The sequence below is a fragment of the Mesobacillus persicus genome, assembly GCF_900109925.1.
Taxonomy (GTDB): Bacteria; Bacillota; Bacilli; order Bacillales; family Cytobacillaceae; genus Mesobacillus_B; species Mesobacillus_B persicus.
In genome coordinates this window covers 101,697-116,876 of sequence record NZ_FOBW01000008.1, presented here as the reverse complement: position 1 = coordinate 116,876, position 15,180 = coordinate 101,697, and the positions used below count along the sequence as shown (strand labels likewise).

The following is a 15,180-nucleotide window of genomic DNA, read 5'->3' as shown; positions in this document are numbered from 1 at the left end:
ATATGAGTATTGGAACAGTTTTCAAGCGTTTAATGGCAGAACGGCTCGCATTTTTTAGCTTTATCTTTTTAATGGTGCTCGTCATTATTTCCATTATTGCCCCTTTCATTGTTCCTTACGATCCGATCGAACAGGACTTAATGAAAGTCATGGCTAGCCCGAGTGCCCAACACTGGTTAGGAACGGATGAACTTGGCCGTGATATTTTCAGCCGGCTATTAATGGGAACGAAGTCGGCAATTCAAGCTGGTTTGTTTGCGATTTTAATTCCACTTTGTATCGGTGTTCCGATGGGGATTTTGTCAGGTTACTTAGGCGGGGTTGTTGATGATATCTTTATGCGTATTGTTGACGGGATTATTGCGATTCCTGCAATTTTGCTCGCGCTAGGAATTACGGGTGCACTAGGCATCAGCTTATGGAACGCGATGATTGCAATTGGTATCGTTTTCACGCCTCAATTTGCAAGGCTCGCAAGGGGGCAAACCTTGCAAATACGTTCAGAGCCTTATGTTGAAGCTGCGAAAATCTCAGGTGCGGGGGCGGGCTGGATCATGCTGAAGCATATTATCCCGAACATAGCTCCACCAATCGTTGTTCAAGCTTCATTTAATTTAAGCTTTGCGATTCTAGTTGAAGCATCTCTTAGTTTCCTTGGAATGGGAGCGCAGTCTCCGCAAATTAGTTGGGGAAATATGATTCAACAAGCATACAGCATGATTAATATGAATGCATGGATGATTGTTTATCCTGGTCTCGCCATTATCCTGACCGTACTAGCTGGAAACTTCCTTGGAGATGGTTTACGGCTAGCGCTTGATCCAAAGTATAGAAAAACCTAAATAAAGGAGGTCAACAGCATGAGTGAGAAAGAAGAACCATTGCTTGAGGTGAAGGATCTTGAAACATTCATTCCGACATCGAAAGGAGAAATTAAACCTGTTAACGGTGTTTCATTCTCTATTAATAAAGGTGAAATAGTCGCATTAGTGGGCGAGTCAGGAAGTGGGAAAAGCGTTTCCTCCCTCTCAATTATGGGACTTAACGCAAGTGCGATTCAATATAGTAAAGATAGTAGCATTGCATTTAAAGGGAAAGATTTATTGAAATTAAAAGAAAAAGAAATGAGGAAAATTCGCGGCAACGAGGTCGCCATGATTTTCCAAGATCCGATGTTTTCACTCAACCCTGTCCATCCCATTGGCAGGCAAATTGCTGAATCAATCGTTTTGCATAAAAAAGTAAAATACAAAGAAGCCTTAGTAACGGCACTTGATTTATTAAATAAAGTCGGTATACCCGATGCGAAGCGACGCCTTAATGACTATCCTCATCAATTGTCTGGTGGAATGAGGCAAAGAGTGATGATTGCGATGGCACTTGCTTGTGATCCACAGCTCATTATTGCCGATGAACCGACAACGGCACTTGATGTGACGATTCAAGCGCAAATTTTGAATCTGTTGCGCAAACTACAACAGGAAAGCGGCATTGCCATTCTCCTCATTACCCATGACCTCGGTGTTGTAGCAGAAACGGCTGATCGCGTCTTAGTCATGTATTGCGGAAAGATTGTCGAAGAAGGCACAGTAGAGGATATCTTCGAAAACCCTCTTCACCCGTATACAAGAGGGTTACTGGCAAGCGTTCCTGCATTGTACGGCCCATCGAAAGAAAAATTAGATACCATACCTGGTGTTGTACCAAACCCACTTGAGTTGCCAAAAGGTTGTAATTTCGTGACACGCTGCAGCTACGCAACTGAAAAGTGTAGCCAAAATGCACCAACATTGCTCGAGCATCCGGCAGGGAACATGGTTGCTTGTTGGAATGCGCTTGAAGAGGAAGGAGGGATTGGACATTATGAAACAGCAGCCTCTAGTATCACTTAAAGACATTAAAAAGCACTTTCCTGTTGGGAGCGGTCTTTTTGGGAAAAAGAATCATTTTGTAAAAGCTGTTGATGGAGTGAGTCTTGACATTTACCCTGGAGAGACCGTTGGTTTAGTTGGTGAATCAGGCTGCGGGAAATCGACAACAGGTAGGATGGTCGTCGGACTTTCCGATCCGACAGGCGGAGAGATTTATTTTGAAGGAAAAAAATTAAATGAGTACAAAGCAAAAAAATCTTTAGGAAAGAACTTACAAATGATCTTCCAAGATCCATATTCGTCACTCAACCCAAGAATGACGGTTGCTGATATTATTGCTGAACCACTAGTTCTACATAAAGTCGGTACAGCAAGCGAACGAAGGAAAAGGGTCGACGAACTACTAGAGAGAGTTGGCCTTGCCTCCTATCATGGCAACCGTTATCCAATTGAATTCTCTGGAGGGCAAAGACAAAGGCTTGGCATTGCAAGAGCACTAGCCCTACAGCCTAAGCTCATTGTATGTGATGAGCCAGTCTCGGCCCTTGACGTATCCATTCAAGCGCAAATCTTAAATCTATTAAAAGAAATTCAAAATGATATGGGCTTATCCTATCTCTTTATTGCCCATGGTATTCAAGCCGTTAAACATATTAGCGATAAAATTGCGGTTATGTATCTTGGAAAAATTATTGAATTTGCAAATAAAGAAGAATTGTTCGAGAATCCCCGTCATCCGTATACAAAAGCATTGTTGTCAGCTGTTCCTCATCCAGATCCAAAAATGCGGAACCGCGAACGAATCATTTTAACAGGTGACTTGCCTAGCCCTGCGAATCCTCCTGCAGGTTGTAGTTTTCATACGCGCTGTCCAGTCGCGATGGAGCAATGTAAGAGGATCGATCCGAATTTACTGCCTACTTCTAAACAAAGCCTGACAGCTTGTTTATTATTTGAGGATAAAGTAGCGAATTAGGATGAAAAATGCATTTTTGTAATAGAGGATAAGGGATATTATGGAGGGAGTAGAGGGAAATGTATATTAATGGAGAATGGGTAATAACTGATCAAGTATTGGAAGTCAACAATCCTGCAAACGGTCAACTGGTTGATAAAGTTTATTTAGTAGGAAGAAAAGAAACTCAAACAGCGATAGAAGCTGCTAAAAACGCATTTCCAGCATGGTCTGCATTAACCGGAGAACAACGTGGAGCTTATTTGCATAAGGTAGTTGAAAAATTAAATGAAAAAAAAGAGCATCTCGCCCAAACGATTACGAAGGAAATGGGGAAAACCATTCATAATGCCCGTAACGAAGTTGGGGGTACAATTGCCTTTTTTAAATGGTATGCAGAAGAATCTCGTCGTGTTTATGGTGATCTTATTCCGGCCTCAGCACCAAATAAAAGGATTTCAGTTTTAAAGCAACCAGTAGGTGTTGTAGGGGCTATTACTCCGTGGAATTTCCCATTGTCAATGGGTGCTAGAAAAATGGGGCCAGCACTTGCTGTTGGTTGTACGGTTGTTATTCGACCTTCGCGAGAGGCACCTCTATCTACTTTAGAGCTTTTTAAAATATTTGACGAGGTAGGATTGCCAAAAGGTGTGGTAAATCTTGTAATCGGAAATTCATCTGAAATTGTTGGAGAATTGATGGCAAGTAAGGATGTTCGGAAAATTTCATTTACAGGTTCAACAGAAGTTGGAAAGAAATTAATTCGACAATCTGCTGACACAGTAAAGCGTGTATCAATGGAACTAGGCGGACATGCTCCTTTTATTGTTTTTGAAGATGCAGATATTGATCTTGCAATTGAAGGCACGGTTATAAGTAAATTTTCATCTAATGGTCAACAATGCGTTTGTGCAAACCGTATCTATGTTCATGATTCGATTTATGATACGTTCGCAAGGCGTTTTGCAGATAAAGTTTCTTCATTGGTTATCGGAGATGGCTTAGATGAAAATATTCAAATAGGTCCTTTGGTTAATCAAGATGCCGTTGATAAATCACACGAACATGTAACGGATGCTGTAAACAAAGGTGCTACCATTCTTTGTGGTGGTAAAACATTAAGTAATAATGAATATAAAAATGGTTATTTTTATTCCCCAACAGTGCTTTCTGATGTAAACGAGGAAATGAATATTACCCATGAAGAAACATTTGGACCAGTTGCACCGTTAATCCGTTTTAGTGATGAAGATGATGTGATACAAAAGGCAAATAATACTGAGTATGGCTTAGCTTCTTACGTGTACACGAATGATCTCTCCAGAGCACATCGGGTTTCTGAAAAACTCGAATATGGAATGGTGGGGGTTAATGATCCATCTCCTTTTGCCGTTCAAGCACCATTTGGTGGAATAAAAGAAAGTGGGATAGGAAGAGAAGGCGGCAAATATGGATTAGATGACTACCTTGAGAATAAACTAGTATCCGTTGCTATACGAAGCAACTATAGGTAAGTTATATTTTGAAAAATTTTATTGATCGAAAAGAGGGGGGAGCCCGCAACCAAGCACAGCTTCCCCAAATTGTTACTATTAACTAAATAAATACTGGCTTTTCGAGTTAGTGAAGCGGGCGCTTAGGAGAACTTCATTGTTTTAAGTCGTATATTTGATTAAAAAATCATGATATACGGCTTATTTGTCGTTAGGAAATTCTAACAGGTAATGGGTGTGGATAATTCTAATCGTTTTAGTATCCAGTCCAGCGCCTAGCCCCATGGGGCTGATCAAGACGCTTGCGCTTTTGTTCTGATGCCTCCAGAAAGGTGTGCTTAATTTTTATCCTTCGTGCTAACTTAGTTTCTTTCAATTTTAATTGATGAGAGTAAACGCTATATCTAAAATAAATTTTACATAACTCTTTTAGTCAATACATTTCTTTGTGTTGCATAATCACCTGAATATCTTTAAAAATACAAAAAACTTAAAATACTTTATTTTTATAATAATAACAACTCTTTACAAATGCACAATACAATTCTACTATTAGTGACATATTTACACAGTATATATAATTTCAAAGTTTGGAAGAATTAGAGTAAAGGAGAGGTGAAAAAAGTGGACTTTAGAAATCTTAAATATTTTGAAGCTGTGGCTAGGCTTGGAAACATCACAAAAGCTGCTACAGAATTAAATATTTCTCAGCCCCCTCTAAGTCAGCAGATTCAAAATATGGAAAATGAAATGGGGATAAAGTTATTCGAACGCCATAAAAAAGGCGTTATTCTCACTGAAGAAGGAAAACTTCTTTTACAAAAAGTAAACCCTATACTTCGACAATATAACGAACTACTTACCTATTTATCAGATCCTCAAAACTTAATTATGGGAAATATTACCGTTGCTATTTTGCCGTTTTTTTCCGCCAACTTAAGTGAAGCATTGGCGCATATATGGGAAGAAAATCCAAATATTCATTTTTCAATAAAAGAAGGTCATTCAAACGCAATCATTTCAATGGTACAAAATGGAGAAGCACACTTGGGGATTACACGTCTACCTATACATAATTCTGAACTTAATTATTCTATACTTGGAAATGATCCCATTCGAGTCGTCCTTCGTGAAGATGATCCATTAGCGTTAAAAGAAAGAATATTACCAAAAGACCTTGAGGGAAGGCCATTAATATTAATTCGAGGAAGTACGATTCATAATGCTTTCTTACAAATTGTCCAGATGCTCGAAGAAGCTAAGATAAAACCTAATATCATAGGACATACGGAAACAAGTTCTACTCTTTTACAATTAGTGAAATATGGGCCGGGAATTGGACTTGCCCCGCAGTCTGGTTTCTACCAATCAAGTGACGGCTTGCGAGTAGTACCATTTGGAGAGACAGACATTTATATTCCTACTGCTGTCATCTGGCGAAAAAATGAGACAAATTCTATCGTATTGAAACTAAAAAATATAATAAGTAAATATTGCGTTATATAAATGTATAGATCAAATTTAAAAATTTAAGAAGTATTTTTTCCATCTTCATTTTCTATGGAGATGGATTTTTTTAGGCTGTTTTCGTAAAGAATGTTGCTTTTGAATATTTATACTGGAGCGCAATGGAACGAACTATTATCACCTATTAATCAATTAAAGAACAACAAAGTATGCGAAAAAAGCCTTTTTTAATCTTACCAGATAGGGACGCTCCTAGAATTTAACATGTTTACTTAATGGTGAGGCTGTACTCAAACATATACCAAACATATGGATAACATATAAATTCAGTATTTTACATATCGATAACCATTTTTTAAACTGTAAGAAAGTGATATATTCAAAATATTTAAAATTATTAGTCGGTATTTTTAAATATAGAGACAGTTATAAGAGAGGTAATGTCAGCAAACTATCATTATATTAGATAACTATCATTAAAGATCATTGGAGGTATTATTGGTGAAAGCATTATTGAAACAGAGTTTAGACGCCGAAGATGTGACATTGCAACAAATCGGAAAACCAGAACCAGGACCTAATGAGGTTGTCGTGAAAGTGCATTTTGCCGGTATTTGTGGAACAGATATGAAAATCTATGACGGACATTATCATGCCTATAAAACACCATTGGTCCTTGGGCACGAGTTTAGTGGTCAAGTTGTAGCGATAGGGGCTGATGTAGAAGGTTTAGAAATTGGCACAAATGTTGTGGCCCGTACAATCTACTCATCTTGTGGGAAGTGTGAGTCATGTATGAAAGGAAGAGAAAATCTCTGTGCTGAGAAAACGAGAATAGGTTTTGATCATGATGGGGTGTTTGCCGAGTATGTAAGAGTACATAAAGACCAAGTACATATTCTCCCAAAAGAAATAGATTTGATCTCAGCCTCCCTTATCGAACCGTTTACAGTAGTGGTTCATGCGTTGAATCCAATTACGATTAAGCCATCGGATGTTGTCCTAGTAATAGGTCCTGGACCAATTGGACTGATGTCTGTACTTCTTGCGAAGGCTTACGGTGCAACAGTGGTCGTTGCTGGACTAATCCAAGATAAACAGAGACAGGAGTTAGCGCTAAAATTGGGTGCAGATATGGTGCTATTTTCAGATTATGAAAATAGCGATTCTGCTTTACTAAATCTCACGGACGGTGAAGGTCCTCACGTTGTGTTGGAGTGTTCTGGGACTAGTGAAGGCGTAAATCAGGGGTTGAAATTATGCAGGAGAGGTGGTCACTATGTGCAAATTGGCACACGAAGCACACCCATCAACGTCGATTTTATGAAAATTGCCTATAAGGAAATTATTGTCACAGGAGGTATTGGGCACACAAAAATCGATTGGGAAAACGCTATTCGTATTGTACAGGAAAAAAAAGTGGACTTTTCCCCTCTCATTCAGAACTTTTATAAACTAGAAGACTGGAAAGAGGCCTTCCAAGCGATTCAAAACAAGGAACAGGCCAAAGTTCTCTTTAAGCTATAAAGATTTCGAGTTAAAGGTCGAATACTCTTTAGAAATAAAAAGATTCATCTTTGATAGAAAAAAATTTTTCGAAATGATAGGAGGGATATTATGCAGCGTCACGGAGGTTATGTACTAGTAGATACATTAATTAGACATGGGGTTACCCATGTATTTGGAATGCCAGGTGGGCAAGCGAATGCATTTTATGATGCATTGTCTCAACGTAAGGATCAAATCACCCATATTTTAATTCGGGATGAAACGACTGCAGGTTTTGCCGCTGATGCATTTTCAAGAGTAACAGGTCGAATCGGTGTGTGTGATGCTACTGTAGGCCCAGGTGCAACAAAATTCCCTTCAGGACTAATGGAGGCTTATAACAGTTCAGTCCCTATTTTAGTACTTGTTAGTGATCACCCACAAAATTCTGTTCTCTTACAACAATATGGTCGTATTAGCCAGGGTGGAAATCAACTAGACATGTTAAAGCCTTTTGCAAAAGAAACGTTTCATGTTCCAAGTATTGAGATCCTTTCTAAAGTTGTATCTGCTGCGATACATGCAGCGGTTACGGGGCGTCCTGGTCCAGTTGTTGTGCAAATTCCACAAGACGTATTCCTATCAACAACAGAGTTGGAACCGTTATCAGGAATAAGCAACCACCCTAAAATCAGATGTGCCGCACCTGAATCTGAACTAGCAAAAGCAATCAATCTGCTAACGTCAGCCAAGAGGCCGATTATTCTTGCAGGTGGAGGTATTCAGCTTTCTCAAGCATACAATGAAATCTCTCAGTTATCTGAGAACTATAAAATTCCAATTGTTACTACCTTGACTGGTAAAGGATCCGTCGCTGAAAATAATGACTTATGTCTTGGAGTACTCGGTGAGTTAGGAAGCCCATGTGCGAAAGTTGCAGCTGACCAAGCTGATGTCATTCTTGCTATAGGTTATAAGCATTCTCAGAATAGCTCGTATCGTTGGACTTGGCCAAGGGACGATCAAAAATTCATTCATATTGATATTGACCCTGCAGAATTCGGAAGGGTGATTCAAGCAGATGTTGCGTTATGGGGAGATGCCCGCGAAGTTTTACGCCAAATTCTAATGGAGTTAAGAAGCTATCAATTTGAATCTTCTAAGGAATGGTTGAATGTAATCAAAGTCGAAAAAGAGAAGTGGTTACAAGAGCGTAATGCAGAGTGCTACAGCAAAAATAACCCTATTTGGCCCCAAGCTGCTGTTCAGGCTATAGTGGACCAATTGGGAGAAAATGATTTTATTACTTGTGATGCTGGTTTTTCAAGTGGCTGGGCTGGTGCTTTCCTAGAATTAAAAAGACAAGGTCGTCAAATCCTTCTTCCTCGTGGGGCTGCGGGATTAGGTTCTTCTTTGCCTTTTGCTATGGGAGTAGCTATGGCGCGTCCAGGATCACGCGTGGTAGCTATTAGTGGTGATGGTGCATTTAGTTACAATATTGGTGAACTAGCTACTTTAAAACAATTAAACCTTCCAATTATTAATGTTGTCTTTAATAATGCCGTTTTAGCGTGGTCAAAATGGACACAACAACTTAATTTCGAAGGCAACAATCAATCAGTAGAGTTAGGAAGTTACGAGTTTGGATCAATTGCAGAAAGTTATGGAATGATTGGAGAAAATGTAAGGAATATAGAAGATTTAGGTCCTATTCTAAAACGCGAACTTGCTATAGGACGTCCAAGCGTGATTAATGTCTATACAGATGAGTGGCAAGCACCAACAATGCCTTATCGTCAAGCAATGGAAAAGAAAAAACAAGGTGCTGTGTCTAAACAAGCGTACTAAATAATTTGTATTTAAATAGGAAAATGATAATTAATAGTTTTTACCTTGAAAGGATTGATTCTAAATGAAGTATATACGCTTTTTGAAAAATAATTCGGAGTGCTGTGGGGTTTTAAATGGAGAAACCATTTCAGCACTAGATGGAAACTTTTTATCGGAATCGCCTAAGTTGACCGGTGAAGTGTTTAAGCTTTCAGAAGTTAAGCTGCTGCCACCAGTAAACCCAGGTCAGCTAATTGCTATCGGTTTAAACTATGCTCTTCATGCTAAGGAAAGTGGTAAATCGATTCCAGAGGAACCGATGATGTTTATGGTCTCACCAACAGCAGTAGTAGCTGATGGAGAAGAAATTTCCTTACCAAACCTTGAGCATAGGATCGATTATGAGGCTGAACTTGCAGTGGTCATCGGTAAACAGGCAAAAGATGTGAGAAAAGAACTCGCCTTAGAGTACGTATTTGGATACACAATCTGTAATGATATATCAGATCGTAATTTACAAAAAAACGACGGCCAGTTTACAAGAGCAAAATCATTTGCAACTTTTAAGCCACTAGGTCCTGTTATTGAAACAGATTTAAATCCCAATAATGTTGAAATCAAACTTTCAGTAAATGGAATAGTGAAACAACAATCAAATACCAATGATTTAATTCACGATATAGAATCCTTAATTGTAAAAGTAACCGAGGTTATGACATTGAATCCTGGTGACATTATTATTACCGGCACACCTTCTGGAGTAGGTCCATTAAAACCTGGAGATCAGGTAGCAATAGAGATTGAAGGGATTGGTAAGCTAATGAATAACGTGGTAGATGGGACTAAAAAGGTTCTACAAACCACTGATGAATCTCAATTGGCAAAGTAACATTTTTTTACAAGGGGGTAATCATGCATATAAGTATTGAACAAATCCGACAATTCTCCAATCAATGTTTTACTAAACTTGATATGCCACAAGAAGAAGCCGAGATTATTACGGAAGTTTTATTAGAAGCCGATTTAAGAGAGATACATAGTCATGGATTTTTAAGGCTTCCCATTTATATTGAACGTATTCAAAAAGGCTTAATCACGAATAAAGCTGATATACACATCGAAAAAGAAAATGCAGCAACTGTAGTAATGGACGGTAATTTTGGTGCTGGGCAAGTTGTTGCATATAAAGCAATGGAAAAGTCAATAGAGAAGGCAGTGGAAAACGGAATTGGATTAGTAGCCGTTAAAAATAGTAACCATTTTGGTATTACTGCCTACTATTCTTTAATGGCTGCAAAACAAGATAAAATCGGTATTGTCATCAGCAATGTTGCGCCGCTTATGCCGGCAATTGGTGGAGCTGAAAAGGTGATTGGCAATAACCCAATTTCAATTGCTGCACCAGCAGCAGAGGGTAATTCTATTGTTTTGGATATGGCACTCAGTAATACCGCATATGGCAAAATTTTGTTTGCAAAGGAAAAAAATCAACAAATCCCCGAAGGATGGGGAATTGATGCAAAAGGATTGCCAACTAAAAACCCGGATCATGTTATAAACGGAGGTTTCCTTTCACCGGTAGGTGGACCAAAAGGTTTTGGTTTGGCTGTAATGGGAGAAATTTTAACGGGCGTGTTAACCGGAGGACATTTTTCTAAAATGATTCCTTCCATGTATGATCTGAACCAAAAGCAATCAATCTCTCATTTTTTGCTGACCATTGATATTAAACAACTGATTCCTTTAGAGGTTTATTATAGCAGCATGAAACAACTTATTTCTTATATAAAAGACTCAAAAAAGGCAGAAGGTACGGAACATATTTATCTTCCAGGAGAAATTGAATTTTTAAAAGAAGCGCGAAATAGAGAAGTCGGGGTTCCTATGCAAGGGGAAACCTTTAAAAAATTGAATGAGATAGCTAGAGAGTTAAATATAAACGCTCTAACCTTATAGCTCTATATTGAAAAAAATCACATAAGAAGGAGGAAAAGATGAGTATTCAAGAAGAGATTGTATCTCGACAAAGTAAGGAAAAAGCGACCGATATTAAAATCATCGATACGGACGTTCATCATGATATTGCGTCAGTAGATGATTTGGTTCCCTATTTATCAGATCATTGGAAGCGTTATATTACGGACTATAAATGGAAGCCTACTAAGAGTTTGCCTTTTCATCAAGTTCGTAGTGGAACTAAATATCGAGGAGATACATTTGGAGAAAATAATAAGCCACCAGGATCTGATTTTGAATTATTAAAAAGGCAATTGCTGGACGAACATAATATCACTTATGCAGTTTTAGGAGGCTGGTTTCATGAAGCAACTGTTGCAACTGGTTGGTATGAGTTTGCCTCTGCAAGGGCCTCAGCCTATAACGACTATACAATTGAACAATGGTTAAACAAAGATAAGCGATTATTAGGGTCAATTACCATTCCAGCTGATCCTGTCGCAGCCGTGCGCGAAATTGATCGGGTAGGCCCACATCCACAAATGGTTCAAATCATGATGTCGATTGGAAACTTTGCTTGGGGAGATCCTTATTACCATCCGATTTTCGAAGCAGCCAATCGCCATGGCCTTGTAATTGGAATGCACTTATCTGCAGACATTTCCGTTCAAGGCGGGGATTTCCTTCGATATTATGTTGCATGGCGCGCGGCACATCCACAGGCATATATGACACAGGTGATTAGTTTAATCACAAACGGCGTCTTTGATAAATATCCAAATTTAAAGGTCGCGTTAATCGAGGGCGGGTTCGAATGGGTACCTTTTATGATGAATCGAATGGACGCTGCATATAAAGGTTTAAGACAGGAGACCCCTTGGGTCAAAAGGATGCCAAGGGACTATTTTCATGACAATATGAGATTTAGTACCCAGCCATGGCATGATATTTCAGCTAAGCACTTCTTAGATATCATTGACATGATGGGAACTGATAAAACTCTAATGTTTTCGACTGACTATCCGCATTGGGATTTTGATGCACCAATGAGGACGCTACCTCCGAAGATATCTGATGACTTGAAAAATAAGATATTATTTGAGAATGCTAGAGAACTTTATAATCTATAATCACTTATTCGAAAGGAGGAATCCTTTATGAAATATTCAGTTTGTGAGACCAAGGAATTGAAAACAGGAAAAATGAAAGCAGTTACAATTGAACGGAAATCAATCGTTGTTATTCGTTCGCAAAATGGAAAATTATATGCTTTGCGAAATGTTTGTCCTCATAAGGGTCCTGCACTTTCGGACGGTTCATTAGAGGGAACATGTACTGGATCTGAACCAGGTGAATACACTCTCGAAAAAATGGGGGAAATATTAAAATGTCCTTGGCACAATTGGGAGTTTGATATTAAAACAGGATGCTCCTTATTTGACCCCGAAAATGTTCGGGTTAAAACCTATAGTGTGACGGAAGAGGAAGGAACTGTTTATGTTCAGGTAAAATAGCAGTTAAATTTTTAAGAGAAAGATGAGGTGAACAAAAATGGGAAGACTTGAGAACAAAGTTGCACTGATTACTGGCTCGGCAGGTGGGCTTGGACTAGAAATTGCCACTCATATGGCAAAGCAAGGAGCAAAAGTAATCCTAAACGATGTCAATGAGGACCTTGTAAAGCAAGCAGTAATGGAACTGCAAACAGAATACGAAGCTGATTATGTGATAGGCGATGTTTCAAATAAAGATGATGTCACAAGGATGTTCAATCAAATCATAGAAAGGTTTGGCGAGATTCATATTTTAGTAAATAATGCGGGAGGAAGTCTGCATACTCCCCGCGTTTTGGGAGAGATTGAAGAAGAGCATTGGGATAAGGTTCTTAATGTTAATTTAAAAGGAACTTTCCTTACTTCCCAGGCATTTGTTAAGCACACGAAAGAAAAATCCGGCGGGAAGATAATTAATATGTCGTCAATTGGTGGAAGAACCGCGAGCTTAGTTACGGGGGTTGCCTATGCGGCAGCTAAGGGAGGGGTTATTAGTTTCTCTAGAAGACTGGCAAAAGAAGTTGGAAGATTCGGAATAAATGTTAACGTTATTGCTCCGGGACTCATTATTAGCGGCGAACGTATGCACCATCTGTTTTTTGAAGAAAACACGGAGGAGCAAAGGCAGCAGGTCTATTCAGAAATTCCTTTACAGTCCCTCGGAGAGAAAGAAGATATTGCGAACGCAGCGGTTTTTCTCGCTTCTGATGAATCACGTTATATAACCGGGACTGTCTTGGATGTAAACGGAGGGAGGTTTATGGGATAGTTTAAAACCTGAAAAGATATAATTTTTTGCCGGTATCGTTCGTGAGTTAGAAAATTGGGCAGGTTTTTATCTACTGAATATAAATCTTCTTGCTAATAATGAAAGTGTATTCTTAAGTTTAATAGTAGCCGGATAGAGTTTTTAAGAATTTATGAGGGGGAGTATGGTTATGTATAAAGGGCAGTTTAAGTATTTTTTCACCTTATTATTTTTATTAGCGTTCACAGTGATTGTGGTTGGATGTTCTTCTAAGTCAGGCTCGGAAAATCAATCTGGTTCACAAGATAATACAAAAGGAGAAACGGCGAATTCTGTTGAAGGAACCCCACAAAAGGGTGGAGAAGCTGTGATTGGATATCCCGCGGATATAACGAATTACGATCCGATTCTGTCGAACTCTGGAAGTGATCAGGCGCTACTTTGGCCAGTATACGACACGCTCGTCACCTTTAATCAGAAACTTGAACCACAACCTGGCCTTGCGAAATCATGGGAATTTCCAGATGAGAAAACAATCGTTTTTCATTTGCAAGAAGATGTTAAATTCCACGATGGAACAACTTTTGATGCAGAAGCGGTCAAATTTAATATTGAGCGGGCGAATTCTGATGATTCAAGTGTATCAGAGTTGAAAAATATAGATCGTGTGGAAGTGATCGATCCGTTGACAGTGAAATTTCATTTAAAACAACCAGATTCTTCTCTTATATTAGTTTTAACGGATTATGGTGGCATGATGGTTTCTCCGACTGCCGTTAAGGAAAACGGTGAAAACTATTCCCAACATCCAGTTGGTGCGGGGCCATATAAGTTTGTTAGCCGGGTTCCAAATGGCGAAATTGTATTAGAACCATTTGAGGATTACTGGGGGGAAGGGAAACCTTATCTCGATAAACTAACCATAAAGATCATGTCAGACGAAAATACAAGAATTAACGCTCTTAAATCAGGTGAAATAGATTTAGCTTATTATATGAGTGCTGCAAATCTACAAAGTTTGGAAAGCGATTCGAATATAGAAGTAAAAAAGACATTGGGAATGCAACGTCCTCAATTATATATTAATAGAAACATGGCACCATTTGACAACAAAGCATTTAGATTAGCCGTTCAACATGGCATTAATCGTGAAGCGATTGTTACAGCCCTTAACTTTGGCGACGGTGAGCCCGCTTACGGAGATTTTCCAAGTGGTCATTGGGCACATGATGAAAATGCAAAAATCGAATATGATCCTGAAAAAGCAAAGAAACTTTTGCAAGAAGCCGGTCTTGAAGATGCTTCATTTACCTTGCTACATTTCTCAGTAGCCTATGAGAGTCGATTAGCCGAGACAATAAAGAGTCAGTTGAAAGAAATTGGAATTGAGGTAACTCTCCAGCCAATGGAATTAACAGCAGCTGTTTCAACGTTTTTTGCTGAAAAAGGGACACCTGCATTACTAGCATCTGCAACCGGAAAACCAGACCCGCAAATGCTAACCAACTCTCAGTACTCTGAAAATAGTTTTTATAACCTTGGAGAAGGTCCTTCAGAAATCGATTCACTTCTTGCGAAAGCAGTTTCAACCAGTGATCTAAAGGAACGTGCCGAGATTTACCATGAGGTTGGAAGGCATGCCATGTTGGAAGAAGCGAGAGTCATTCCACTTTTCTTTCCTTCGGCAATCGATGCGATGAATCCTAAACTAAAAGGTTATGAACCTAATATGATGGCTAAGGGAGTTTTTTCAACAATCTGGTTAGAACAATAAAACTTTTATAAACCTTAATGTCATAATATTATGAATATTAGAGTA

The 15,180-nt window shown here is 38.9% G+C and carries 13 protein-coding genes; all 13 read left to right on the top strand.

Annotation, left to right across the window (positions count from 1 at the left end):
* Window positions 1-2 precede the first annotated feature (2 nt).
* The 13 genes from BMX30_RS12545 (at window position 3) to BMX30_RS12485 (ending at window position 15,135) form a co-directional block, all read left to right on the top strand.
* Entirely contained in the window at window positions 3-842 is an 840-nt protein-coding gene (locus BMX30_RS12545; RefSeq protein ID WP_090745965.1) for an ABC transporter permease, read from the top strand.
* A gap of 18 nt (window positions 843-860) precedes the next feature.
* Window positions 861-1,892, top strand: coding sequence for an ABC transporter ATP-binding protein (locus BMX30_RS12540; protein WP_090745961.1), 1,032 nt, complete (start codon window positions 861-863; stop codon window positions 1,890-1,892).
* A complete protein-coding gene (locus BMX30_RS12535; RefSeq protein ID WP_170843871.1) occupies window positions 1,864-2,847 on the top strand; it encodes an ABC transporter ATP-binding protein in 984 nt (327 codons plus the stop codon). The genes BMX30_RS12540 and BMX30_RS12535 overlap by 29 nt, the downstream gene beginning before the upstream one ends.
* A gap of 59 nt (window positions 2,848-2,906) precedes the next feature.
* On the top strand, window positions 2,907-4,340 hold the full coding sequence (locus BMX30_RS12530) for an NAD-dependent succinate-semialdehyde dehydrogenase (RefSeq protein ID WP_090745957.1): 1,434 nt from the start codon (window positions 2,907-2,909) through the stop codon (window positions 4,338-4,340).
* A 603-nt stretch (window positions 4,341-4,943) separates the two neighbouring features.
* Entirely contained in the window at window positions 4,944-5,825 is an 882-nt protein-coding gene (locus BMX30_RS12525; protein WP_170843870.1) for a LysR family transcriptional regulator, read from the top strand.
* Window positions 5,826-6,287: 462 nt separating this feature from the next.
* A complete protein-coding gene (locus BMX30_RS12520) occupies window positions 6,288-7,313 on the top strand; it encodes a zinc-dependent alcohol dehydrogenase (protein ID WP_170843869.1) in 1,026 nt (341 codons plus the stop codon).
* A gap of 90 nt (window positions 7,314-7,403) precedes the next feature.
* On the top strand, window positions 7,404-9,122 hold the full coding sequence (locus tag BMX30_RS12515; protein ID WP_090745948.1) for a thiamine pyrophosphate-binding protein: 1,719 nt from the start codon (window positions 7,404-7,406) through the stop codon (window positions 9,120-9,122).
* A gap of 64 nt (window positions 9,123-9,186) precedes the next feature.
* Window positions 9,187-9,993 carry a fumarylacetoacetate hydrolase family protein gene (locus BMX30_RS12510; RefSeq protein WP_090745940.1) on the top strand — a complete coding sequence of 269 codons (807 nt, stop codon included), beginning with the start codon at window positions 9,187-9,189 and terminating at the stop codon, window positions 9,991-9,993.
* A gap of 23 nt (window positions 9,994-10,016) precedes the next feature.
* Window positions 10,017-11,060: an Ldh family oxidoreductase gene (locus BMX30_RS12505; protein WP_090745937.1), complete on the top strand. Its 1,044-nt coding sequence runs from the start codon at window positions 10,017-10,019 to the stop codon at window positions 11,058-11,060.
* 38 nt (window positions 11,061-11,098) lie between these two features.
* Window positions 11,099-12,190 (top strand): amidohydrolase family protein, encoded by a 1,092-nt coding sequence (locus BMX30_RS12500; protein ID WP_090745934.1) that lies wholly within the window; start codon window positions 11,099-11,101, stop codon window positions 12,188-12,190.
* 27 nt (window positions 12,191-12,217) lie between these two features.
* Window positions 12,218-12,574, top strand: a complete 357-nt coding sequence (locus BMX30_RS12495) for a Rieske (2Fe-2S) protein (RefSeq protein WP_090745931.1) — start codon at window positions 12,218-12,220, stop codon at window positions 12,572-12,574.
* A 37-nt stretch (window positions 12,575-12,611) separates the two neighbouring features.
* Window positions 12,612-13,382 carry an SDR family NAD(P)-dependent oxidoreductase gene (locus BMX30_RS12490; RefSeq protein ID WP_090745927.1) on the top strand — a complete coding sequence of 257 codons (771 nt, stop codon included), beginning with the start codon at window positions 12,612-12,614 and terminating at the stop codon, window positions 13,380-13,382.
* A gap of 169 nt (window positions 13,383-13,551) precedes the next feature.
* Entirely contained in the window at window positions 13,552-15,135 is a 1,584-nt protein-coding gene (locus tag BMX30_RS12485; protein WP_170843868.1) for an ABC transporter substrate-binding protein, read from the top strand.
* Window positions 15,136-15,180 lie beyond the last annotated feature (45 nt).